Raw genomic sequence first — 25,158 nt, 5'->3', positions numbered from 1 at the left:
AATAAATATAATATTGATTAAGATTATGAAACAGATTTTTTTCATTCTGGCATTAATAGCTTTGGTTACTGGATGTAAACCTTCTGATACAGCTGAAATTATGGGTAATATTTCAAATGCAGGCGATGCCACTGTATATATCAGAAGTAATGTAACCGGCAATATCGATACGCTGCAGTTATCAGATGGGAATTTCAGCGATGTAGTAAAAATTGACAACGGAGAGTTTCTGGATCTGATTATTGACCGTTATGGAATTTGGGTCTATGCCAAACCAGGTGACAAGATAACGGTTAACTTTGACCTTCAGGATCTTAAGAACCGTAAATTCGATTTGGTATCCATTCAGGGAAGCCCTGAAAGTAAACTGACACTGAAAGTGGTAGATAATACCTTTAAAATACCAGTACAGCAATTGCTGGCTTACCCACCATCCAAATTTGATGATTATCTGCAAAATCACCTAAACAAGGACTTTGCTTTGATCGATAGTTTTAAGACGGCCTATAATCTGCCGCAGGATTTCACCGATATGATAAAAATGTATACCAACATCAATGTGGCTCAGATATACAAGTATTACCCTGCTTATCATACGCGGTACGCCCCAGGTGATACATCGGCAGTTCCTGAATCTTTTGCATTGGTAGGAGAAGATATACCGCTGGATAATATGACTTTCTACAAATATCTGCCAAGCTATAAAAATTTTGTACTAAACGAATACCAGATTAAAATCGATAATGCTTTGGGCAAATACAAAGATGATACTGAATCTGATGAATATTTGAATGAATCGTTTGATGCGATTGATTCGCTGGACGCAGATCCGATGGTTAAAAATGACCTTGGCAAAAATATTCTTCGCATGTACCCGCGTATGACGCCAAGTCAGAAGACGATTGCTGAAAACCGTTACCTGGATGTTTTATCGAATGATAAAGACATCGACGAATTCATGAAACAAATAGATATGTATAGTGCTATTAAACCCGGTAAGCAGGCGCCTGAATTCAGTTATCCAGATATTAACGGAAACATGGTTTCACTCAGCCAGTTAAAAGGGAAGGTAGTTTACCTGGACATTTGGGCAACATGGTGTGGTCCGTGTAAATATGAAATCCCGTTCCTGAAAAAACTGCAATCGGATTTAAAAGACAAAGACATAGCATTTGTGAATGTTTCAATTGATCCTGATAAAACAGACTGGGAGGATATGATAAAAAAAGAAGATCTACAGGGATATCAGCTTTTTGCAGACAAAGCTGGAGAATCTACTATTGCTCAGGATTATATAGTTGACGGAATTCCCCGCTTTATTTTAATTGATAAACAAGGGAAAATTATTAATGCGGATGCTACAAGACCATCAGACCCTACAACGCTTGAAACTCTGTCAAAATATGCAAACATGAAGTAACGCAAAATCATATAAGAAAAACGCCGCGGTGAACTCATTGTGGCGTTTTTTATAATTGCATTTAATTTTTAAGCTGACGTTAGCGTTTTATCCATTTAATCAGTTTAGGCAGCCTGTTTATTTTTATATGATAATATTTTTCATCTGTTGAACCAAATCCTTTATAAAAGCGCGCTATTCCAGGTATATCTGAACCTTCAAAATCCAATATCATATTAGTTCCTGCATAGTTATGAATTTGCTTTTTCACAATATATGCCATTGCACCGGTGGATTTGGCTTCATCTTCAGCCGCTGAAAACAAGTATATTATACGTGACGCTGATTTCTGAAAATAGGTTCCACCCAAACAATTATTCCCCGAATCATACGCATAAAGAAGCTCCCCAAATCCGTTATGAATGCCGGATTGAATTACGTTCCTAATGTTCTCTGCAATATTATCATCAAAGCGTGAATTGTATTTTCGTTGTTTAAAACGGGTGTAAGTATCTATCATAGGTTCAGGGTTATCTGATGCATTAACTCTGATACTCTGCTTTTCTGCTTTTTTAATATTACGCTTGGTGTTTGTATTAAAACAGGAAAACAGTTCTGCTTTGCTTTGGGACAGATCAAGAATAAGATTGGTATGAGAATAAATTTCTGCGTTTTTCAATACAGGTTTAAATGGCAAATAAATTTTAAAATCAAGATACCTGAACTTTGCAGGAATGGCTTTTATAAATTCATGAAATAAAACATTATCAGGCTTTAAACCATAAATGGTTGTATATTGCATGAATGGTACATTCAGCACATAACTCAAACCTGCCTTTTTTGATGTAACAAGCGGCATAACCGCCTTATAATCATCAAGTACCAATCCACTCCATCCAGGTGTGACAATATCCAGATACCAGCAATATCCGTAAGCGGTTTCATGCCATGACCCGGAAATGGCATTATCCCATTTCTTTGTGTCTATTTCTTTTCCTGACAAAAAACGGATCATAATGCAGCCACTTTAAATATGTGTTTAAGAACCTCTTTCCAGTTGTGCCAGTCTCCGGGTCTGTCAAGTGATGAATTATGCCAGATAAAAATAAACTCCCCGTGATTTTCTTTGACAGCTTCAACAAGATTATTCACATGCAACTTTGCAGCTTCCACATCAAGTTTCATATGATCCTTTAATGTACCGTCCATCACCATGAACGGCTTTAAGATCAGTGCGGTTTCAGTATTCGTAGTCAGATCAAAAAACGGGAAAGGATGACAGGTTCCTGCCCTGAATCCCGTAACATGAGCATAACCAAGAGAATATTCCTGTTCAATTCCTTTTTCAGCCAGCTTTTGAAAGGTACCCGGAAAAGTTAACTTCAGATAATGCTGACGCGTGGCAACAGGTTTTCGCTTTAGAATCTTTTCGAACAGCTCAAATTCATACGTGAGACTTTCCGGATCTGAATTTGAATGATATGAAGGATGCAACCCAACCTCAGCCCATTCATCCGTATCTGAAATAAGATTTTTCATTAGTGGCAGAAGAGGATACAGGTTTTTATCATAGGTATTCCTTACTCCAAGCTGAAAGAAAAAAAACGGTTTCACGGCAGCATCATTACATACCTTTTTTATTTCTGCATATGTATCATAAGGATCTTTGTCTAAACCGGTATTAACCCGGAAACGTTCTCTGAACAAATTGAAATTTCGCCTAGTTAAATCTCTCGCGTAACCTGCCAAAGTTAGCCAGAAGGGTCTTCCAAGGTATGCAAATGCCACATCTACATCAAATGTAGGCTGAAACCGGTATGATGGAGGATTTATTTCCAAACCAAATTCGTCAGAGAGTATTTTCCCAAAGGAAAAAATCCACTCATCCACAACCGGCCTGTGAATGAGTCCAAGTTTATACAGGATACTATTTTCAGGTTTAAAACGACCATGCGTATCAGTACCCGTATTGTAATATTCCTCGTACCTTGAAACAACGTAAAACACGGCACTGAACAGATCTGATTCAAGCAAGAATTCACCCTTAGCAGAAAATATACCATCTTTAAATTCAGGTAATTCATCCCTGAGACACTCCTCATCCAGAAAGCCTGAATTAAAAATGACAAGTTTGTTTTTTATTGGTTCTGAGGCATATGCAATTACTGAAGCTTCCGAATTGAGGTATTCAGGATCATCCACCCATTTGAACGGAATACCTAATCTGTCGCTGAATAATCGTGCAACAAAACTATGACGACTGGTTATGTGTTCTGTATACAGGAACATAAATCAAAAATAATGATAACCTTGATTTATTCATAGTAACGTTATGTTTATTTGTTGGAATTAGGTGGTTTAGTTGATTTTGTCCTACGTTTTGCTATTTACATTATGTTTTACAAAGATGTTATTAAATATTAAATGTGTATTAATTAATGGTTTTTTTTATCTTTGTTTGTCAGTCATAAGATTAAAAAATAATGAGTGATAAAAAAGTGGCCATATTTCCGGGAAGCTTTGATCCGATAACCGTTGGACACGAAGCCATAGTAAGAAGAGGTCTTGTACTTTTCGATGAAATCATTGTTGCCGTTGGCTACAATTCCAATAAAAGTACATACTTTTCGTTAAGTACCCGTATGGCTATGATAGAAAAGGTTTTCGAAGATGAGCCCACAATTACAGTTCGTGGTTATGACGGACTTACAGTGGAATTTGCAAAAGATGCCGGTGCTCAGTTTATTCTGAGAGGAATCAGAACATCTGCAGATTTTGAATACGAACGGGCCATAGCACAGGTCAACAAAAAAATGACAGGTATTGAATCTGTTTTCTTACTAACCACACCCGAGCAAACACCTGTGAATTCAACTATTGTAAGAGATATTTTAAGACATGGCGGAGATGCATCAATGTTTCTGCCTGAAAAAATTAACATAAAGGATTTTATTTAAAACAGGGAAAGATGGGAAGGATTAGTGTTGTAGTATTTCTTTGTTTGATTTTATTTTCTGCTCAGGCTCAGAATGATAGCAAGGCACCGTTTAAGAGTGATTACCAGAAATATCTGGAGCATCCTGAACTGTACAAGGCATATCGCCCCTCTCCTTTCAATGTCCACTATTCAGATCTTGAACTGAAAAGTGCTGAGATGTTACCTGAAGCATTTGATCTGAGAGATGTTAACGGTACCAATTATATATCTTCAATTAAAGACCAGGGAATCTATGGTACCTGTTGGGCATTTGCAGCATCCGCATCTCTGGAATCCTATTGGTTAAAACTCGGCCTTCCGGAAGTTGCCCTGTCTGTTCGAAATTTTGCCAATTGTCACGGTTTTGAATGGTCTCCGTATGATGGTGGGAATGCCTTTATTGCTTCGGCCTATCTGACACGTTTATCCGGTCCGGTTTATGAATCAGCCGATCCGTATTCCAATATGAATGTGGAAGGGTGCAAATCAATTACAAATAAATCAGACTATCCGGCTTATGTGACTCAAATGTACACCGCTACCGGTATTGAAAACATCAAACAGCTGATTATGAAATATGGCGCTGTAGCTACGAGCATGAGCACCAACAATTTCTATACGCATTATAATTCAACATCGCATACATATTATTACAACGATGTCCAGCCAATTGATCACGGAGTTACTATAATTGGATGGGATGATAATATGATTGTCAATAATATTTCTACAGGCAATCCTCCGGGAAAAGGTGCATGGATCATTAAAAATTCCTGGGGTGCAGATTGGGGACTTAATGGTTATTTTTATGTGTCATACTACGATAAATATGTTGGAAAGGAAATTTCACTTTATCCGGGCAGAATAGAAACTGAAGAAGTTGATACGCTCTACCTTTATGACAGGCTTGGAGCAATTACTTCATGGGGTTTAAAAGATGCCGAAAACCGTGAAATAGGTTATGCTCTTGTAAAATTCCATGCTCCCAAAACACAGGTTATCAATCGTATTGGTTCATATGTAAATACCGGTGGAACAATTGTGGATGCAGTAATTGCCAAAAACTGGGATGGTGCAGAATTACAGGATACCATTGAGGTCCTGCCAACCAAGATTTGCCGTTTCCCTGGTTACCATTCATTTGAAATGGCATCAGAAATTGACTCCGGAGACTTTTATGTACAAATAAGGTATGAAACGCCGGGATATAACTGGCCTATTCCAATTGAAACAGTTGAATCAGGTTTCTCAAATCCACGGATTGAACCGGTTGGTTATGAATGGATAAGTAGTGACGGTATTAGCTGGGAAGATGTTGGGATCACCACCGACAATGATTTTGATCTTTGCGTAAGAGCTTATGCTAAGAATATGGTTGCACCGGTGGCAGGTTTTGTTGCAGAAAGGCCAAACTACTGTATTGATAATGATATAACACTGATAAATACCAGCATTGGAAATGTGGATTCATTCAAATGGATTTTTTATCATGAAAATGTGGCGTTCGACACATTGATGAGTTATACACCAGATGAAGACCTGACCTATCACATGAATGATGTTGGATTTACGGATGCTAAAATGATAGCATACAGCCAGTTGGGAAATGACACAATAACAAAATATCAGGTACTGGAAGTTGTATCTGAACCGGAAATATTTATGATAAATGGTGTTGGCAGTGATATAGTTGCACGTGGTAAACCTGTTACTATAATTGCTCACGGAGCTGATGATTATATCTGGCCTGCGACATCGGACTATCCTGAAACAGCAGGAGCAATATTGACCTTTGATATTCAATCACCTGATTTATGGATTAAAGTCAGGGGAATGTTGGGTCATTGTGAAACACTGGACAGTATTGAAATTCAGAGTGTTGTGGTTCCATATGACGATATTTCGGATGCTTATGAGTTAACTATCAACGTGCTTGAGGGGCCTTTTAGCAATGCGTATGCAACCGTTCAGGCAAATGAGCCTGCACCTGAAGAAGGTGATTGCAATAACCAGATTGACTGGTGTGCAGAAGGTGGTCTTCAGAATAGCATCTGGTTTAAGTTCAGAGCCCCAATGACAGGTAAAGTAGGTATAACATCAACAGGTTTTGACAATCAGCTTGCACTTTATGATGCTATTTCTACCGGAACATGGGAAGATATATTGAGTGGAAGTAAATCCAACTATACGTTACTGGCTGCTAATGATGATGCCCATAGTTCAGATTATTCAGCTGAAATATATACAGTATCTAACCTGACACCAGGAAAAACATACTGGATTCAAATGGATGGTTCAGCCGGAGGAGAAACCGGTGAAGTCTATATTCAGGTTAAAACTGATCTACCAACTTTCGATGATTATCCGGTGAATGTTTATCCGTCAATCGTTTTGGATACATTGAAATTTGATTTAAAAGGAATGACCGAAACGGGTGCAGAATTAAATATTTACGACCTCAACGGCAGGGTTGTTTACAATAGACATATAGACAGGTCAATGACAGATCAGACAATCTATGATGAGACAAAATACGGCATGTTTTATTTAAGGAATCCTAACTTGCCAAGAGGTATTTACATCGTTGAAGTCAAATCTGATAACTTTCACTATATCAATAAGTTTATATATTAAAACTTCCTTATTTCTGACTTTGGCACACCATTTGCTTTAATGTTTTCAAGCGCGCTGATAAGTTTAACTTAAAATCAGTAGTCATGAAAACAAAAACAAATTACAGAGTACTCGCGATGATGTTAATGGTAGCATTTACATTATCAGGCGTAAGAGCTCAGGAAAGAAACAGAGCCAGATCTCATGAAAACAAGAAAGAGAACAGGAATAACAGAGCTGAGCAAAAAAAGCATCACTCTACCTATACATATAAAGACTATAATTACACCAACAACCATCATAAAAAAAACGGACCTGTTGTTTTTAATAACAGACCTGTAAAGTTTAGAAGCGAAAGAGTTTATCACAGACGGTTACCGGTTCAGAGGCCTCCTCACCTGGTAGCAAAACTCCCAAGAAACTTTTTAGCAGTTCATATTGATGGATGCAGGTATTATGTAAATGAAGGTCGTTATTACAGACATATTCCGAACAGAGGATTTATTTTGGTTGAGCGTCCGACACACATCAAAGTATTACCCGCTGGTGTTGTTAAGGTAAGAATAAACGGAAACTTTTATTTCAGGTATCATAATATTTTATTCGAATGGACTCCGTGGGGTTATCGGATTGTTTAAATGTTGAGTTTTGTTTGGCTTAGTCCATAGTGGTGATTGCTTATCGCGTGATGCGATAACACAAAGGCCGGATCAATCCTGATCCGGCCTTTTTCTGAACTTTATTTAAAGTCTATTTTTTATCCTCTTCTGCTGATTCGCTATCAGTTTCCTCTTCCTTATCTTCTTCGTCCATTTTTAACAGATCATTCTCTAAAAGAAGATTAAACCATACCAGTACTTTTTTCATATCTGAAACATAAACACGGTCACGATCATACTCTGGTAAAATCTCTTCAAAGTATTCCTTTAATTCATCTCCTGAGATTTTCTTTGCATCAGGTGCCGGATTACCTTCACCCTCTTTTTCGATAATAGCTTTAAAGACCTCCGCCAATGAAACTTCTTCAGTTTCTGTAAAAATCGCAATATCTTCCAACGATATTACTTTGGCGAATGAATGAGCCGGAATGCGTTTCCCGTCCAACAACGATTCAACAATAATGCTGTTTTTACCCTGCGTAATCATTTTGTAAAGTCCGGGTTTTCCTGATATTGATAATATTCCTTTTAACATGTGTTTGTTTTTTTAAACTCGGCAAAAATAACATTTAGAAATAAAATTAAAAACAATGAAATGATAATTCATTAAACGTTGCCCGTGAAACAATATTACCTGGGCAAAAATTAATTCATTCCACGCTCCTTTTTAATCTTTTCATATGCCTCGTTAACTTTCTGAAACTTTTCTTTTGCCTGAAGAACTACTTCCTCACTTAAATGATTTACTTTATCCGGATGAAACTTAACCGCCATTTTACGATATGCCTTTTTCACTTCATCATTTGTGGCATCTCTTTCTATTTCAAGAACTTTATACGGCCAGTAAACATCCGTAACAAACATTGATTTAATTGAATTAAAATCGCTGTCCGTTATATTAAAATACCCTGCAATTCTTTGGAGGAGCTCCAGCTCTTTCGGATCAACATGACCATCGGCAGCAGAAACGCCAAATAACAAATGTAATAACTGTAACCTGGATGGATGATCAATATTATGCGTGATCTGAAGACACACATCGCGAACGGGAATATTTTGTTTGATAAGATCGCCCAACATCCTTACAGCTTCCCTGGCTGCTTCAGGCCCAAACATGCGTACAAAGTTATCTTTAACATAATCCAGTTCTGATCGCAAAACCTTACCGTCCGCTTTCATAACCGCTGCTATCAATACCAAAAAGGAAATATTAAAATCTCCCCTTGTCGCATTAGGCTGATATGTTTGTTGTGTTGATCCCCGATATGACTGATACCCCCCCTGAGCTTTTGCTCCTGTTTTCATCTCGTCAACCACATAACCCAATGCAGCACCAATAACGGCACCTATGGGTCCGCCACCAAGAATAAAACCAAGACCTCCTCCTATCCAGCTAAATCTTCCCATTAATTGAATTGTTAAATTAGCGCGTTAAAAGTACATATTTTAAACGAATTGATACTTCAACGGAATTATCAATTAAGACATTTTAAGACAGATAGTCATGCAACCATCCATTTTATATTACAATCTTTAATGTAAATTTTGACACATGCGCACATTGTTATTAATCATACCATTACTTACTTTACTATCGTGCTGTGATCACGATCCGGTAAATTATTCAGATGATCATATTTATCTGAACGATACAACTCTATTTGCCTTTCAGCAAACAAGAATTAACACCTCTGAAGGATTTACAATAACCTTTGATAGCGTAATAACCGATTCCAGATGTCCGTTAAATGTGGTGTGTGTGTGGGAAGGAAATGCAGCAATAGAATTTTCCTATGCCGGAAATGACATGGATACTACTTTTGTGCTGAACACCTACGGCGATAAACTGTTTCCCGATACTGTCATAGTGGGCAATCTCCTTTTTAACCTCTTATTGGTTGAGCCTTATCCTGAATACCCTAATCAAACTTCCATAGAAGATTACAGGTGTTCCTTAATCGTAAAGAAAGTTAACTAACGGGGGCATCGTGTGACAAATTACTGCCGAACCTTTCCGACACGATACCTATAATTTCATTGGCAGATGTTTCAATTGGCTTATTGGTTACATTAATTGTTGTAAAGCCTCCCCGTTCAACAATCAGATTAAAATTTCTGATTTCCTGATTCACTGCAATGGAATCAATATATTTTGAGTTACTCAGATTATTCATTTGAGCCAATCGCTTATATCGCTGTGCTATAAGGCTCTGTGGCGAAATTTTTAATGCAAATACCCGTTTAGGATCAATCTGAAACAACTCTTCAGGTGGCTCAATTCCCATTACGATTGGCACATTGGCAACTTTCCAACCGTACATAGACATATAAACACTCAATGGTGTTTTTCCGCTTCGCGACAGTCCTATAAGTACAATTTCCGACTTCAGCAACCGGTTATGATTTAAACCGTCATCGTGATTCATAGCAAACTCAATCGCTTCAATCCGATCAAAATATTGGGCATTAATTCTACGGTATAATCCTGGCACATTCACTGACTTCAATCCCAACTCATTTTCCAGGAAATCAGCCAGCGGCCCCATAAAATCAATGTGATCTACCTTGTTATTTTCACAGGCCGTCACAAGAATCTTTCTCAGGTCTCCATTAACCATTGTGTGACACAAAAGTCCGTTGTTATTCTTAACCTTTTTAACTACCTCTTCTATTTTTTCCCTGCTCTGTACGTTCGGTATTATATTTACAGGTATTTTGTTATCAGGATACTGTATAATAAGTGATTGTACCATGGTATGTCCTGCCACTCCTCTACCGCCGGATACGATAAAAATGGGTCGTTTTGAATTTTCACTATTGGGCATAGGCGTTAATATTGTTATTTTTACAAAACAAATCTGAATTTATAAAAGTTTATAACGTAACCAGTCCGAGCATGAAAAACATTACTATTTTATTCCGCAGTAAAAAGGGGACCACCAATGCTTTTGCAAGAGAAATTGGTTACTATTTAAAGCAAAAAGGAAATAATGTAACTGTAAAGTCAATAGATGATTACAGTGATGAATTGGTTCAAAAGGCTGATATTGTATTTTTAGGTTGCTGGACCCAGGGGATGTTCCTGATGTTTCAGCACCCGGACAGGGAATGGAAACAATTTGCAAAACATTTACCTCCACTTAAATCACAGAAGACAGTACTCTTCACCACTTATAAAGTGTATACCGGAAAAATGTTTAAGTCAATGCATCGTCATTTAAAAGATAAAATAAGCAGTGTGGAAGCAACCATCAAATCCAGAAATAACAGTTTATCGGATCAAAACAAGCATATACTTGATACATTAGTTGATTAATCCTTGCCCAGTTTCCCGTTAAACTTACGCCATATTCCCAGTGGGTTTCCATTTTTCAGTTCATCCGGAAGCATTGACTCAGGTGCATTCTGAAATGCAACCGGCCGCACAAACCGCAAAACAGAATCAGGGCCAACAGATGTAAAACGACTGTCTGTTGTTGCCGGGTAAGGTCCACCATGCTGAATGGATGTGGTCACCTCTACCCCTGTAGGGACTCCGTTAAAAATTAACCGTCCTGCTTTATCCAGTAACTTATTAATTAGATCACCTGCATCGTTAAAATCCTTTTCTGAACCAAATACCGATGTGGTGAGTTGACCTCTCTGTAATGCTGCAAAGTCTTTCATCTCATCTATGTTTTCACATATAACCAGCAGAGAAAAAGGCCCGAATATTTCTTCGTGCAATAACGGATTTGTTTTAAAGACCTTAAACGGAACTGTTGCAACTCCTGGCATACCAGAGTTTTCTGTTCCATCCGAACGTACAGATCGTTGTGTCAGTAAAGTGACTCCCTTTTGCTGCAAGGCCATTTCAAGTTTCGAGAAATAATTGCCGGCAATACCAGCACTTAACATAACAGACGGAATAACCTTTTGAAACTCTTCTTCCAAAACAGCTGCAAAACTCTTTAATGCATTACTTTGAATTCCAACCATTAACCCAGGATTTGTACAAAACTGTCCCGCCCCAAGAGTAATAGAGGCAGCCATTGTTTTGGCCAATTGTGCACTGCTTTGATGTAAAATATCTTCAAGTAAATAAACAGGATTAGTACTACCCATTTCAGAAAAGACCGGTATAGGCACCTCCCGTTCATTTGCCAGTCTCCACAAAGCCATACCTCCATTGTAGGATCCGGTAAATCCTACGGCTTTTGTATCAGGATGCTTCACGAGTTGTTCTCCTACACTGAACGAATTATCATTCAAAGAAGAAAAAACACCATCAGGCATTCCTGTTCGCTCTGCAGCTTTTGCAATAGCATCCGCTACCATTTCATTTGTTCCTGCATGTGATGGATGGGATTTTACAACTACCGGATTTCCAGCAGCCAGTGCAGAAGCAGTGTCACCTCCTGCAGTGGAATAAGCCAGCGGAAAATTACTGGCCGTAAATACAACAACAGGCCCAATGGGTAAATACATCCTGCGCAAATCCGGTTTCGGATTAGGCTTTCTGTCCGGATCACCCAAATCGATGCTGGCATTTACCCACGAACCTTCTTTAATATGTTCAGCATACAATCTAAGCTGTAACATCGTTCTGGCTCGTTCGCTCTCAATTCTTTCCGGAGATAGAGCTGTTTCAGCAGAAGCACGCCTCACCAAAGCATCTCCCAAAGCCATTATTTCTTCAGCAATAGCCTCCAGGAAAGAGGCCCTTTTAAATGCAGGGACTTTTCTGTATGCGATAAAAGCGTCCTTTGCTTTTTGTATAGCCAGGTTTACCTCATCCACGGTTGCACAAAAAAATGCCCCTTCCAACGCTTCATTTTTTGAAGGATCCATCGTGGCGTATGTGACAGAACCTATACAACTTAGATTTTCCCCAATTCTGTTTTTTCCATGTACCATCATGTGCTAATTTAATATAAACAACAGCATTGCACTTTAGTTACAAAACTTATACGAAGTTAAGGCATCCATTTATTAATCAAAAAAGTAAATTATAGATTCTTAACAAACTATTTACAAATACGTGTTGATTTTACATTAATGTTATAATAATTTTATATTTTTAGATGAGATTTTGATTTTCTCATGTTTACAAGGAATAAAAATTAAATTTTAACGATTCCTTCTCTGATATTACGAAAGTTTAAAATCTGCCGGTTAACATTCATGGATGGAGAATTATTTGTACGATAATATTGAAGAATTTGGAACTAAGGATATTCTTTTTTTCTATTATGCTCAAAAGAATAATTTATGGGGAATTCTGGATATTGACTACGAAGAACTGATTCCTTGCAGATATGCTGAAAAACCTGATCTGGCATTTTTTGATGAATTGTTTAAATCCAAGGTTTCTCCGCAACAACCACAAAAACTGTTTTATCCTGATTATTATGCTTACGAAATGGTTTTTAAAGCTAAAAACGTCGACCATAAGTATGCTGTATTTTTTATTCAGAAACAATTAATGCCTGAAGTAAAAGTTTTTAAAAACTTCAGCAAACACACCTTTGATGATTTAAAAATTGATACAAAAACCAAAGAGATTCATGTTTCTGAAAACGGAACCAATAAGACATACACATTTGGTTATTTCGAGGAACATTATCTGGACCTTTGAACACAGGCATTAATTAAATCTTACATCTTTTTTCAATACGTGGATTTTAATCCGGAAGTGTTAACTATTTGACTTTTAACGCCTAGGACTTTCTGACTACTGTACAAATTGCTTTATACTTTTTTAAAAGTAACAAATTCATTAAACTTTTAGGAGAATCTAAATGTTCTTAAAACAAAAATGCCATGAATAATCTCACTACAAAATTAATGGGTGTAGAACTTAAAAACCCACTTGTGCTAGGGGCTTGCAGCCTTTCAAATCATCCTGAAAAACTAAAAGAATTAGAAGAAGCCGGTATTTCAGCCATCGTTTTTAAAAGTTTATTCGAGGAGCAGATCATGCGTGAAGCCTATGAACTGGAAGAACAACTTCATCAGTATGATGATCGAAATGCTGAAATGACTAATTTGTTTCCGGTTGTTGAGCATAGTGGCCCGGGTGAACATATTTTAAAATTAAAAGCGGCTGTTGATGCGGTTAGTATTCCTGTTTTTGCAAGTATAAACTGTGTGTATGAACAAACATGGGTGGAATATGCTAAAGCGCTTGCCGACACAGGTATTGCTGGTCTGGAATTGAATTTCTACGACACACCGAAAAAAATTGAACGTACTGCACAGGAGATAGAAGATTATCAGGTAAGAATTGTTGAAGCTGTAAAAAAGGCTACAAATCTTCCGATCCAGATTAAATTAAGCCGCTATTATACAAATCCGTTGAATCTTATTGAAAGACTTGACAAAGCCGGTGCAGATTCATTCGTACTGTTTAATCGTTTATTCCTGCCCACAATAGACACTCACAAGGAAGAATTTGCATTAAGCTGGGATTATACAGAGCCAGAGGAAAGATTATATGCTTTGAGGTTTGCAGGACTCATGTACGGTAAAATTGATGCTGACATTGTTAGCAATACCGGTATTTACACATGGAATGATGTGGTGAGCATGATTTTAGCTGGGGCCAATTCGGTTCAAATTGTAAGTGTAATTTATAAATGGGGATGGAAACATATTCCAACAATACTGGACAGACTGGATGGCTGGATGAACTCAAAAGGTTACAAATCACTGGATGACTTCAGAGGTAAACTGGCCCATATAAATATTAAAGATAAAACGCAGTATACGCGTGCACAATACGTTGATATCTTACTCAAACAAAAACCATTGTTTTTAACAGAAGATATCCGTTAATTCAAATCAATCATTCAAAAAAGAGCGTTGCATCCCTGCAACGCTCTTTTGCTTTTATTGTGCTATTGTTTATTAATTACATGTTCGGTGTAAACCCGTCTTAACCATTTCATAATAAAGAAAATTACCAGAAATGCGCCAAATGTTAGAACAGCATTGGTCAGGAAGAAGTTGGACTTTTTCTCAAAAAGATCCCACATTCCGGAAAGTACGCCCGACAATTTATTACCAATAGCTGTTGACAGAAACCAGCCTCCCATCATCAGGGCGGCAATTCGCTTTGGTGCCATTTTTGAAACCAAAGATAATCCCATTGGACTCAAACACAATTCACCAATAGTAATTACTCCGTATACACCAAAGAGCCAGAAAATGGAAGCTTTATCCATACCATTTTTTGAAAAGATTGCAGCAGCAACCATAATCAACCATGAAAAGGCTGAAATAAGCATCCCCCAGGCGATCTTACCGGGTGTAGTTGGTTCTTTTTTTCGTCTCCGAAGAAAACCAAAAAATGCCACAACCAAGGGCGTCAACAACACAACAAAACCGGGATTTATGGAAGCCTGCAGTTCCGTAGGCCATAGATTTAATTTACCGTATTTTGACCGTCCTTCCTGTGGTACTTTTTCCCATGCTTCTTTTGATACATCTGCTGGTTTTCCTTCCAGATTCCCCGACGGCAAATCACCTGTATAATTGTCAAAATAATAGCTTGGACCTGTTTCAACTCCCTTAGGTTCTCCATGCAAACCAACGATCTCGCGTTCCCGAGGCACAGTAGAGACCTCCTCTGTACTGGCAATACGGTTCAGTACCATTTCTGTAGTTGGTCCGACATCACGTTTTGTATTGTATTGCGTCCAGTAAGTAAGCGCTGATCCATTCTGATGAAATACAGCCCAAAAAATGATCACCACACCAAAAATTGCCAATAGAGCTGCAATGGGTTCTTTTTCATTTTTATCTGCCGTACGCCAAACATTATAGAAGTAGTAAAGTACCGGTAAGCAGAAGAAAATAAAAGCATCTGTGGAATCACTTCCGAATATGTTATTCGGGATCAGCCAACCTAAAGCAGCAGCACCAAATGCCGGTAAAAACATGGTTGAGAATATCCTAAGTAAACTCATGTCGTTCTCACGTTTTGGTGCAATCTGATCCGCTTCTTTAAGTTCCGGCGTGGAAAAGTTTCCGTATGTGAACCATATCAATCCGACAAACATTCCGATACCGGCAGCTGCAAATGCCCAGCCCCAGCCATAAGTCAAACGAAGGTAGGCAGCCACAAAGTTGCAAACAAAAGCGCCTATATTAATACCCATATAAAAAATATTAAAACCGGAATCCTTTCTGGCTTCAAATTGAGGTTTCTCATAGAGTTTTCCCAGTAAAACAGAAATATTTGGTTTAAACAAACCGTTACCCAGTATAATTAACAGCAACGACAAATAGAAAAACATCATGTTATCAGGAATGGATAATCCGATATAACCCAGAGCCATTAATGTACCTCCAATGTATATGGAAAGCCTGTATCCAAATACCCTGTCGGCTAACAAACCACCAAAAAAAGGAGTCAGGTAAACCAGTGCAAGGTAGGTGCCATAAATATCAGCAGCTTCAAACTTACTCATTCCCAGGCCGGGAAATGTTGCACCTTTCGAACCCGTCATATACAGGGTAAAAATACCAAGCATTAAATAGTAACCAAACCGTTCCCACATCTCGGTAAAAAACAGGATCATTAGACCTCTTGGATGATGTCGTTCTTTGCTCATTGTAATGTGTTTAGATGTTAAATGAAATACCTATAAAAACAAATGTAATTAAATAATTCTTTTAAGATTCACAACGTGATAAAAGTCATATTGCCAAATAACAAAAAGCCCCGGAATAACCGGGGCTTTCAACTATTTATATCAGTTAGTCTATTTCAAACCTTTCATCATTTTCTTAAGGAAAGGAGCCGCAATAGCCATAATTACACCAACAATAGCTGTTTCAATTGCGATAAACCAGTATAAAGGCAAATCGAATTTCTCAACGATTGGTTTTAGCATTGCTGCGAGGTAATTACCCAACGCAAATGACCCCATCCAAATTCCCATCATTGTAGAAACCAGCTTTGCAGGAGATAATTTTGTAACCATCGACAAACCAATCGGTGACATAAATAATTCTCCCCAGGTGTGCAGCATAAATACAGCTACCAACCATAACGGGCTTACAAGTATTCCGGTTGATGCTCTTTCATTTGCAAATGCCATAACTACAAAACCAGCACTCAACAGAAATAAACTCCATGAAAACTTCATTGGAGTATTGGGATTCATCTTCCATTTATCGAGTTTAGCCCACATCAAAGTGAATAACGGTGCAAACAAGACAATAAATATGGCATTTATAGTCTGAAACCATGTGGCAGGAATTTCGAAATTACCGATTGTTCTGTCAACCTGATCCCTTATGAATATATTAAGTGTACTTCCGGTCTGTTCAAATCCACTCCAGAAAAATATATTAACAAGAGCCAGCACAAGAATGACCCCAACACGACTCCATTCCGTCTTTCCATTTGTATTCTTATAGATATTACTTCCCAGATAACCAACACCTACTACTGCAACAGTAATAATAATAATATTCTGAATAATATCAGGTATCTGTTTCCAGCCAAGTACAAAAGCTGCTACCAAACCAACAATTCCTGCAATATACATCACGATATCCAGTCTGTCTTTAGCCATTAATTTGGTTTTTGTACGGTTATATTTTGGTGGCATACCGGTTGTACCTAAAGCACCGTGTGAAAAATAGAACCATGTAAAACCAATCAACATCGCCACAGCCGCTGCAAGAAAACCGTATTCCCAGGCAATATCTTCACCAAGCCATCCAGCTATAAAAGGACCAATTGTAGCACCAATATTGATACCCATGTAGAAAATTGTAAATGCGCCATCACGTCTTGGGTCACTAATATCATAAAGATCACCTACCATCGTGGAGATGTTAGGTTTAAAGAACCCGTTACCACATATAAGCACCCCTAAACCGATAAAAAATATCGTCTGTTTGTATTCGTAAGTTTCCGGGCTGATGATGGCAGAATAAGCCAGCAAAAACTGTCCTATCGCCATGGTCATGGCACCAATGTAAATCGTTTTACGCTGTCCCAGAATTTTATCGGCCAGCATACCCCCGATTATCGGCGTAACATAGACCAATCCGGTAAATATTCCATAAATAACCTGAGCATCATTTTGCTCCATTCCAAATCCACCGGTGGCAAACGATGCTGTTAAAAACAACATAAGCAGTGCCCTCATGCCATAATAATTGAAGCGCTCCCACATTTCTGTAGAAAATAGCGTCAACAGGCCAATCGGGTGTCCAAAGAAAGCCGTGTTCTTGTTTTTCATGTATAATCTTGTTTTTTAGTTTGTCTATATGACTTACAAAAATATCATTTTTTTACTTCCTTGTCCCCTTTTCACAATACTCTCTCCAAATTTCCTCAAACTCACTTATCATCATTGCTGTCGCACCCCACAGTTTTTCACCGTGCAAATTATAATAAGGTGCTTCAACAGAAAAGGTTCCTTTTACGAATGTAAAAACATCTTTTTTACCGGGATCAGTAAATAAACCTAGATCAGCTGTTATCACTTCTTTAACCTCACCCGGATCGGGAATAAATACTGGTTCATAACCAATAAAACCTACATAAGGTTCAACCACGAAACCACTTACCGGAATCTGAACAGTAGTCAGCTTTCCTAAAATCCTTACATCTGCAGGATTTACGCCAACCTCCTCAAATGATTCGCGCAAGGCTGTCACCGACAAATCGGCATCCTCTTCTTCTTTCTTCCCACCCGGAAGACTTATCTGACCACTATGAACCCCGTCATAATCAGTGCGCTTAATAAATACAGTGTTCCAGTTCCCGTTTTTTTTAAACAGCAACAATAATACTCCGCTCATAACAGGATTGTTCATCGGCTGGAACCGGTTTGATCTGCCAGATGGAGGAACCATTTTCAGTTGAGCCTCTTGTCCTGGAAGTTCTTCTTTTAAACGTTCATGTAACCAGTCCGGAAATGCCATCATATCACTCAAATTTCATGGATTTTGAGGGATTAATACGCGTTATAATATAGGAAGGTAGTACCATCATCAGAACAATCATAAGCATTGAACCGGCATTTAAAGCCAGAACATGCCACAGTTTTAAATTAATCGGAACCGTGTCAACATAATAACTATGTGGATCAAGCGGGATAAACTGGAAATAGTATTGTGCTAAACAAAGTAAAACTCCAATCACGTTGCCCCACAATAAACCCTTTAAAATAAGGAAAGCAGCATTGTATAAAAAGATCTTTCGTATGGACCAGTTTCTGGCACCAAGAGATTTAAGCAATCCAATAGTGCTGGTGCGTTCCAGGATCAGAATCAGCACTCCCGAAATCATATTAAAGGATGCAACAGTAAGCATTAAAGCAAGAATGATCCAAACATTCATATCCAGTAAATCGAGCCATCCAAAAATATCGGGATGCAACTCTTTAATGGTGCGTGAAAGCAATGAAGAACCTTTGTCATCGAATTTATTAGCCGTTTTCAGAAAAACTTCCCTTCCAATCTGATCCAAATGGTCGAAATCGTCGATTATAATCTCAAAACCGCTCACCTGATCATCGTCCCAGTTATTTAATTTCTTTATATGCCGGATATCAACCAGAACAAATAATTTGTCGAACTCAGGGAAATTGGTTCTGAATATACCTTTCACATAAAAACTACGGGCTCTTATCTTGTCCTGAAAAAAGAACGTATTGAATTTATCCCCCAGTTTCAGATGCATCATCTTAGCCAGACGTTCGGAGATCATCACACTGTCATTCCGCACACCACTTCCAAACTGAACCGGTTTTCCACTGATCAGGTTCTGATCGATAAACGTATGATCAAAGTCCTTATCAAATCCTTTCAGAATAACGCCCTGAACAGCATCACCATGCTTTATTATTCCGGGTTTAGTGGCATATGATTGTACCTTTTTAATTCCCTTAATACCATACAGGGACTTAACGAATGAAGAATCCACGCGGATGGGAACAGTTTCAAAACTGTTGTTATTATCGAAGTTTGAAATACGAATGTGTGAACCGAATCCAATGACCTTTTCGCGGATTTCTTTTTTAAAACCGGTAACAATCGCTACTGCAATAATCATTACAGCAAGGCCAAGCGCAATTCCTGCAATAGCTACTTTTACAGCAGGCCCCGAAAACCTTGTGCTTTCCGAATTACCTTTATATATGTGTTTTGCTATAAAATACTCGAGATTCAACGCTGAATGAATTTTCACAAATGTAGAAAAAAAAGACGCTGTTTAAAATGCAGCGCCTCATATAAAATGTTAAGTGTTTTCTAAATTGTTCTTCCCGGATAAACTTTTAAAGCTTCCTCAAGTATAATTACACTTTTGCGTAAATCTTCCTTATTCAGCACATAAGCTATCCTCACCTCATCTCTGCCAAGATCCGGTGTGGTGTAAAAGCCGGACATTGGTGCCATAAAAATGGTTTCATTGTTTAGCCTGTAATCACTTAGCAGCCATGCGCAAAAGCGATCAGCATCATCAATCGGTAAACGTGCCACACAATAAAATGCACCCATTGGAATCGGACAATACACGCCATTAATCCGGTTCAGACGGTCAACCAGAAATTTTCGCCGTTCCACATACTGATTATAAACATTCAGCATGTACTCCTGAGATGTTCCAAGGGAAGCCTCTCCGGCTATTTGACCAATCAATGGAGGACTTAGCCTGGCCTGGCAAAATTTAATTACATTATCCTTAACAGCCTTATTTTTTGATACCAAAGCACCAATCCGGATCCCACATTCACTGTAACGTTTGGAAACAGAATCGAACAGAATCACATTATCTTCAATTCCTTCAAGATGAAAAGCTGATATATAAGGAGCACCTGTATAACAGAACTCACGGTAAACCTCATCTGAAAACAGGAATAAATCATATTTCTTTACCAGATCCCTGATGCTGTCCAGCTCTTTTTGCGTATAAAGGTAACCCGTTGGATTATTCGGATTACAAATCATAATTCCCTTGGTCCTGTCGGTTATCAACTCTTCAAACTTTTCAACCGGTGGCAAGGCAAATCCATCCTCTATGTGCGATGGAATGGTTTTTATGATAGCTCCGGCAGCAATGGCAAACGCAGTATAATTGGCATATGATGGTTCAGGAACAATAATTTCATCTCCCGGATCAAGACACGACATGAATGCAAATGTAACTGCCTCACTTCCACCAGTTGTTACGATAATATCTTCGGCTGTAACATCAATATTAAAGGTATGGTAATATTCCGCCAGCTTTTTACGATAGCTCAAATATCCTTCACTGGGTGAATATTCCAGCACAGTACGCTGGATATTCCGAATAGCTTCTAATGCTTCGGGTGGCGAAGGTAAATCAGGCTGTCCGATATTAAGGTGATAAACCTTTACACCCTCCGATTTTGCCTGATCTGAAAGAGGCCCCAATTTACGAATCGGGGACTTCGGCATACGTATTCCTCTGTCTGAAATTATTGGCATAAAAACGTTCTAACCCTGATTTTTATCAGTTTTTTAATAGCGAGCAAAGATAATCATGCAAACGAATAATTGCAATTTTAGACGCTTTCATTTCTTTTTTTATTTTTGTCCCCTGTAATTATGCTTGTATTATGCGATTTTTAATATCAGTTATCATCTTTTTCATCACAATAAACTCATTTTCCCAAATCATCAGTCTGGATGAGCGTCGGTCAAAGAATCCGGTCAGAGGCTTTCAGGGAGAATTAAGCTATTCGTTAAATTTTACGCATAACAATAAAAACATTGTTCAGAATGGATCCAGAATGAAACTGCAGTATAATGATAGTTTAAATACTTACATGGTGTTTGGTGATATTGTTCTGGATCAGGTAGATAAGGAAAAAAACATAAACAAGGGACACTTCGGCGTAATTTATAATTTTATGGTTCCTGAAAAATTTATTTCTGCAGAAGCCATTTATCAGTATGATTACAATGGTGTTCAACGCTTAAAATACAGAAATATTCTGGGAGGAGGCCCCAGGTTTAAGATTGCCTCATCGCAAAAATTCTCACTAAGCCTTGTAGCCTACACTATCTATTTGAATGAGCTGTACGAAAGTTCAAATATTCAAAACAGGAAAAGTCTGGTTAAATTCAGCTCACTCCTTAGTTTTAGCTGGCAAATGACAGAAAATACCAGACTACAACACAGCACTTATTATGAACCGGATTATTCCGATCCGGAAGATTACCGCATCTGGAGTGAATCACGTCTAAAAATAGATATCAGAAAAAATTTCTCCTTCAACCTGTTTTTTAAAATTGACTATGACTCTATTACGCCGAGCGGAGTTGATAATCTCTATTACACAGTAAACAATTCGTTTAATTACTCCTTTTAAACATTACATTGTATTTAATCAGGTTTTACTATGATCGCAAAAAAAATAAAGGCTTTTCTTTTCGATATGGATGGCGTTCTCTATGATTCAATGCCTTTGCACGAAATGTCCTGGAAAGAAACATTTAAATCAATCGGTGTGGATTATCCTACAGAAATGATTTATATGAATGAAGGCAGACCTGGCAGAGAAACAATCGTGGAGGTCTTCAGCGACATACTTAATAAAACCCCTGACAAAAACACTATCGAAGAACTGTATAGCAAAAAAACTGAAATCATGAATACCATGGGCACAGCCAAATTAATGGAAGGCATGCCTGAAATTGTGGAATACCTGCATCAAAAGAATTTTCAGTTATGCGTGGTAACCGGTTCTTCACAGAAATCATTAATCGAATATATTAACCACAACTACAACAACAGGTTTAATGATTCCTTTGTTACAGGTGAGGATGTAAAAAGGGGGAAACCGGATCCGGAACCATATCTTAAAGCACTGCAATTAACCGGTTGCAATGCTAACGAAACAATTGTAATTGAGAATTCGCCGTTGGGAGTAAAATCATCAAAAGCAGCAGGAATTTACACCCTGGCGATTAATACCGGTAAACTTAAAAATGAAGCATTAACCAGTGCCGGTGCTGATAAGGTATTTGAAAATTCAGCTGATATGCAAGACTGGCTGATGAAAAAATTTAATTAATAGTGCCCAAGTGCCTTACTTATTTTTGCGACATTCGGATCGGTACCCGGATCAATAATCGTATTGCTGGCTTTTGCTCTTAGCATATCTTTCCTTAGTTCAATAAAGGCTGTATTAATGGCATCAATCTTAGCTTTTTGCTCTGTAAGCTGATTTTCAACCTCCTTAATAGCTTCATCTTTTGCAGCCATCTCATTCTGCAATTTTGCAATATCGCTGTTCTTTTCATTTAACTGATCCACACGTTCCATCAACCGCTTCTGCACCTGATCATTTTTCTGTTTGGCCAGCTTAAGGGAGTAATTTAAACTTACAGTATCACGTTTCAATTGTTCAATGGCAAACTCAAGACGCGTAATTTCATTGCTTGCCTGTGTATTATAAAAACGCTGATCCTTATATAAATCCTGGGTTCTGGACAGCTCTGACTGGGCTCTGTTAAAGTTTTCTTCCATATCCTTTAACTGTTGGGTAACTTCTGCAATATCCCCATCCTTAACCGAATTACTGTATCTGAGATTCTGATTAAATTCGTCAAATTCCTTTTCTGCACTTGTAAGATTATCCTTCAACTCATCATTCTCCTTTTGTAGATTGGTTGCCTGCTTCACATACTGGTTCTTTAATGTTTCCATTGCAAGATATTTTTTCTTTGAGACACAGCTACCAGCCAACAAAACTATAAAGATCAAGAAGCTTACCCCCAGTATATTTTTCATGTAGTTTTTTTTTCTAATTTTACCCCAAATATAGATAAAAAAACAACTTCATGAAAAGCAGATTCAGAAGGGCAGATCTTATACTTAAAACTCTCACAATATTCATAATAACAACCTTATTTACAAACTCTTTAACCCTTGCTCAGGAAACTGAAACAACGGATTTTAATTTTGAAAAAACAGAGGAAAAAGAAATAAAAGGAAAGATCGTTAATGAATATAATGGCGAAGGAATACCATTTGCCAACATTGTAATTGAAAATACACTCACCGGAACTTCTACAGATGACGATGGAAACTTCTCCCTGAAATACCCTGTAGATTTGGAAAACAATAACATTTTTATTTCTGTAATTGGGTTTTCTTCTAAAAGATTTAAACTGTCTGAACTTGAAAAAGTTGAGAATGTTATTATTCAGCTGAAACCTATCAACTACGAAATCATAAGTATTAATATTGAAGCTGAATCAAAAGTACTGTATGGTTATGTCAGGAAAACCATCAAAAATGTGGGTGAAACTTTTATTACAGGTCCCTTTGACTATAATTTTAAATATAAAAACACATATATCGCAGGCAATCTAAACAGAGTTACCGAATCTCAGGGAATAATTACTGATGATTCCGGATACATCCAGCAGACACCACCTGAGCTATTCAAAAGCAGAACTTATACCTTTAGCAATACCACCAGAAACTACCGCGTAAAACCTTACAAAACAGGTATTACCAATATGGACGAACTGCTTAAATACGATATTGTAAGGAGCCATACCAGTATATTTTCTGACGCAAATTTATATCAATACCGGTTGGAACTAATGGATTCTGAGCCATATGATGGAGATACATTGCTACACATAGCATTTAAGAATTTGGAGCCGGATTTAATTACCACTCAGGATGCTTACATTAAGTATTATGAAGGAGAATTGTACATATTGAAAAATGCAGGTGTACTTATTAAATGTGTGATTAAGGGTAGCAGTACAAAAAAATCAGTATTAGGAAAATCCTACTATGTGAAAGGGAACAATGATTTATTTGGCGAGGACATCCGCTACGTTGCCACTATTATGTATCATAATCAGGGAGACAAATATCACCTCAGCTCAATTAATTTAAATGAAACTTTTGTAACTGAAAATAAACTAAAAGGGAAATCGGTTACACAATTAATAATTCCTGATCATAAAATGTTAGATCACAAGCCTTCAATAGGTATTCGTGACTTCTACAATAATCCGGATGGATACTGATTATTCTTCCGGTGAAGGAGGCGGTGGTGGCGGGCCCTGTTGTCCATTACGCATATTTGTACTGTCACGTTTAGCATTCCTCCACCTGTCATTGCGTCCCTGATTTTTAGTCCGGTCTCGGAATCTTTCAATTCTTCGTTTTTTAATCGCCTCAACAACTTTCAACTGATCCTGAGTCAGAATTGGAGCAATCTCTTCCTCCATTTCTTCCCATAACGGTTCGATTTCCTTCATCGCATCCCGCATAACCTGATGACCTTTATCGGAATATTTGAAAACAATGGGCATTATCTCATCCTTCTGTTCCTGTGTCGCATGGATCTCATCCAGGGTCCGCGTCCAGAAAACTACTTCTCCCCTTCGCCATGAATAGTTCTTTATCTTTTTCGAAACAATACTGCTGTTTGTTAAAAAACCGATAAAAAAGCCAAGGACAAGAACTATAACTAATTGAATAACAACTTTTAGTTTCATATCAATAT

24 protein-coding genes are annotated in these 25,158 nt (G+C 37.9%); 11 read left to right on the top strand and 13 right to left on the bottom strand.

Annotated elements, in window-relative coordinates; translation table 11 throughout:
* The first annotated feature begins 25 nt into the window (after window positions 1-25).
* Window positions 26-1,420 carry a TlpA family protein disulfide reductase gene (locus ACE1ET_RS13445; RefSeq protein ID WP_375728933.1) on the top strand — a complete coding sequence of 465 codons (1,395 nt, stop codon included), beginning with the start codon at window positions 26-28 and terminating at the stop codon, window positions 1,418-1,420.
* A 79-nt stretch (window positions 1,421-1,499) separates the two neighbouring features.
* Here ACE1ET_RS13445 and ACE1ET_RS13440 read toward each other — a convergent pair whose 3' ends face one another.
* A complete protein-coding gene (locus ACE1ET_RS13440) occupies window positions 1,500-2,414 on the bottom strand; it encodes a hypothetical protein (protein ID WP_375728932.1) in 915 nt (304 codons plus the stop codon).
* Window positions 2,411-3,688: a polysaccharide deacetylase family protein gene (locus tag ACE1ET_RS13435; RefSeq protein WP_375728931.1), complete on the bottom strand. Its 1,278-nt coding sequence runs from the start codon at window positions 3,686-3,688 to the stop codon at window positions 2,411-2,413. Before ACE1ET_RS13435 ends, ACE1ET_RS13440 begins: the two co-directional genes overlap by 4 nt.
* A gap of 194 nt (window positions 3,689-3,882) precedes the next feature.
* Here ACE1ET_RS13435 and coaD point away from each other — a divergent pair, with 194 nt between their 5' ends.
* The 3 genes from coaD (at window position 3,883) to ACE1ET_RS13420 (ending at window position 7,627) form a co-directional block, all read left to right on the top strand.
* On the top strand, window positions 3,883-4,356 hold the full coding sequence (gene coaD / locus ACE1ET_RS13430) for a pantetheine-phosphate adenylyltransferase (protein WP_375728930.1): 474 nt from the start codon (window positions 3,883-3,885) through the stop codon (window positions 4,354-4,356).
* 11 nt (window positions 4,357-4,367) lie between these two features.
* Window positions 4,368-7,010 (top strand): C1 family peptidase, encoded by a 2,643-nt coding sequence (locus tag ACE1ET_RS13425; RefSeq protein WP_375728929.1) that lies wholly within the window; start codon window positions 4,368-4,370, stop codon window positions 7,008-7,010.
* An 83-nt stretch (window positions 7,011-7,093) separates the two neighbouring features.
* A complete protein-coding gene (locus ACE1ET_RS13420) occupies window positions 7,094-7,627 on the top strand; it encodes a DUF6515 family protein (protein ID WP_375728928.1) in 534 nt (177 codons plus the stop codon).
* A 112-nt stretch (window positions 7,628-7,739) separates the two neighbouring features.
* Here the strand turns inward: ACE1ET_RS13420 and ACE1ET_RS13415 are convergent, their stop codons facing one another.
* Entirely contained in the window at window positions 7,740-8,183 is a 444-nt protein-coding gene (locus tag ACE1ET_RS13415) for a DUF5606 family protein (RefSeq protein ID WP_375728927.1), read from the bottom strand.
* Window positions 8,184-8,293: 110 nt separating this feature from the next.
* Window positions 8,294-9,055: a TerB family tellurite resistance protein gene (locus ACE1ET_RS13410; protein WP_375728926.1), complete on the bottom strand. Its 762-nt coding sequence runs from the start codon at window positions 9,053-9,055 to the stop codon at window positions 8,294-8,296.
* 145 nt (window positions 9,056-9,200) lie between these two features.
* Between ACE1ET_RS13410 and ACE1ET_RS13405 the strand changes: the two genes are divergently transcribed.
* Window positions 9,201-9,626, top strand: a complete 426-nt coding sequence (locus tag ACE1ET_RS13405; RefSeq protein WP_375728925.1) for a hypothetical protein — start codon at window positions 9,201-9,203, stop codon at window positions 9,624-9,626.
* On the opposite strand, the gene ACE1ET_RS13400 is transcribed toward ACE1ET_RS13405, so the two are convergent.
* Window positions 9,619-10,473 carry a pyruvate, water dikinase regulatory protein gene (locus ACE1ET_RS13400; protein ID WP_375728924.1) on the bottom strand — a complete coding sequence of 285 codons (855 nt, stop codon included), beginning with the start codon at window positions 10,471-10,473 and terminating at the stop codon, window positions 9,619-9,621. The two genes, ACE1ET_RS13405 and ACE1ET_RS13400, sit on opposite strands and share 8 nt — an antisense overlap.
* Before the next feature lie 71 nt (window positions 10,474-10,544).
* Between ACE1ET_RS13400 and ACE1ET_RS13395 the strand changes: the two genes are divergently transcribed.
* Window positions 10,545-10,964: a flavodoxin family protein gene (locus ACE1ET_RS13395; protein WP_375728923.1), complete on the top strand. Its 420-nt coding sequence runs from the start codon at window positions 10,545-10,547 to the stop codon at window positions 10,962-10,964.
* Here the strand turns inward: ACE1ET_RS13395 and ACE1ET_RS13390 are convergent.
* Window positions 10,961-12,547 carry an aldehyde dehydrogenase (NADP(+)) gene (locus tag ACE1ET_RS13390; protein WP_375728922.1) on the bottom strand — a complete coding sequence of 529 codons (1,587 nt, stop codon included), beginning with the start codon at window positions 12,545-12,547 and terminating at the stop codon, window positions 10,961-10,963. The genes ACE1ET_RS13395 and ACE1ET_RS13390 overlap by 4 nt on opposite strands.
* A 268-nt stretch (window positions 12,548-12,815) precedes the next feature.
* Here ACE1ET_RS13390 and ACE1ET_RS13385 point away from each other — a divergent pair, with 268 nt between their 5' ends.
* Window positions 12,816-13,265 (top strand): hypothetical protein, encoded by a 450-nt coding sequence (locus ACE1ET_RS13385; protein WP_375728921.1) that lies wholly within the window; start codon window positions 12,816-12,818, stop codon window positions 13,263-13,265.
* A gap of 185 nt (window positions 13,266-13,450) precedes the next feature.
* The gene (locus ACE1ET_RS13380; protein ID WP_375728920.1) at window positions 13,451-14,464 is read left to right on the top strand and encodes a dihydroorotate dehydrogenase-like protein; all 1,014 of its coding nucleotides are present in this window, start codon (window positions 13,451-13,453) and stop codon (window positions 14,462-14,464) included.
* A 62-nt stretch (window positions 14,465-14,526) separates the two neighbouring features.
* Here ACE1ET_RS13380 and ACE1ET_RS13375 read toward each other — a convergent pair whose 3' ends face one another.
* From ACE1ET_RS13375 to ACE1ET_RS13355, 5 genes are all read right to left on the bottom strand, one after another.
* Window positions 14,527-16,245, bottom strand: coding sequence for a peptide MFS transporter (locus tag ACE1ET_RS13375; RefSeq protein WP_375728919.1), 1,719 nt, complete (start codon window positions 16,243-16,245; stop codon window positions 14,527-14,529).
* 150 nt (window positions 16,246-16,395) lie between these two features.
* Entirely contained in the window at window positions 16,396-17,889 is a 1,494-nt protein-coding gene (locus tag ACE1ET_RS13370; RefSeq protein ID WP_375728918.1) for a peptide MFS transporter, read from the bottom strand.
* 52 nt (window positions 17,890-17,941) lie between these two features.
* Window positions 17,942-18,580 (bottom strand): NUDIX hydrolase, encoded by a 639-nt coding sequence (locus tag ACE1ET_RS13365; protein ID WP_375728917.1) that lies wholly within the window; start codon window positions 18,578-18,580, stop codon window positions 17,942-17,944.
* A gap of 1 nt (window position 18,581) precedes the next feature.
* Window positions 18,582-19,826: an ABC transporter permease gene (locus tag ACE1ET_RS13360; RefSeq protein ID WP_375728916.1), complete on the bottom strand. Its 1,245-nt coding sequence runs from the start codon at window positions 19,824-19,826 to the stop codon at window positions 18,582-18,584.
* Window positions 19,827-19,906: 80 nt separating this feature from the next.
* Entirely contained in the window at window positions 19,907-21,106 is a 1,200-nt protein-coding gene (locus ACE1ET_RS13355; protein ID WP_375728915.1) for a pyridoxal phosphate-dependent aminotransferase, read from the bottom strand.
* 131 nt (window positions 21,107-21,237) lie between these two features.
* On the opposite strand from ACE1ET_RS13355, the gene ACE1ET_RS13350 reads away from it, so the two are divergent.
* Complete coding sequence (locus ACE1ET_RS13350; RefSeq protein ID WP_375728914.1) at window positions 21,238-21,993, top strand: DUF481 domain-containing protein; 756 nt, start codon at window positions 21,238-21,240, stop codon at window positions 21,991-21,993.
* A gap of 30 nt (window positions 21,994-22,023) precedes the next feature.
* Window positions 22,024-22,698 (top strand): HAD family hydrolase, encoded by a 675-nt coding sequence (locus ACE1ET_RS13345; RefSeq protein WP_375728913.1) that lies wholly within the window; start codon window positions 22,024-22,026, stop codon window positions 22,696-22,698.
* Here ACE1ET_RS13345 and ACE1ET_RS13340 read toward each other — a convergent pair.
* Window positions 22,695-23,333, bottom strand: coding sequence for a hypothetical protein (locus ACE1ET_RS13340; RefSeq protein ID WP_375728912.1), 639 nt, complete (start codon window positions 23,331-23,333; stop codon window positions 22,695-22,697). The genes ACE1ET_RS13345 and ACE1ET_RS13340 overlap by 4 nt on opposite strands.
* Before the next feature lie 134 nt (window positions 23,334-23,467).
* On the opposite strand from ACE1ET_RS13340, the gene ACE1ET_RS13335 reads away from it, so the two are divergent.
* Window positions 23,468-24,676 (top strand): carboxypeptidase-like regulatory domain-containing protein, encoded by a 1,209-nt coding sequence (locus ACE1ET_RS13335; protein ID WP_375728911.1) that lies wholly within the window; start codon window positions 23,468-23,470, stop codon window positions 24,674-24,676.
* On the opposite strand, the gene ACE1ET_RS13330 is transcribed toward ACE1ET_RS13335, so the two are convergent.
* Window positions 24,677-25,150 (bottom strand): hypothetical protein, encoded by a 474-nt coding sequence (locus ACE1ET_RS13330; protein WP_375728910.1) that lies wholly within the window; start codon window positions 25,148-25,150, stop codon window positions 24,677-24,679.
* Window positions 25,151-25,158 lie beyond the last annotated feature (8 nt).

Source organism: Quyinboa mangrovi (assembly GCF_042219825.1).
GTDB lineage: Bacteria > Bacteroidota > Bacteroidia > Bacteroidales > UBA5342 > JBHJHP01.
The sequence above is the reverse complement of the archived record's forward strand: the minus strand, read 5'-3'. Positions and strand labels throughout refer to the sequence as shown.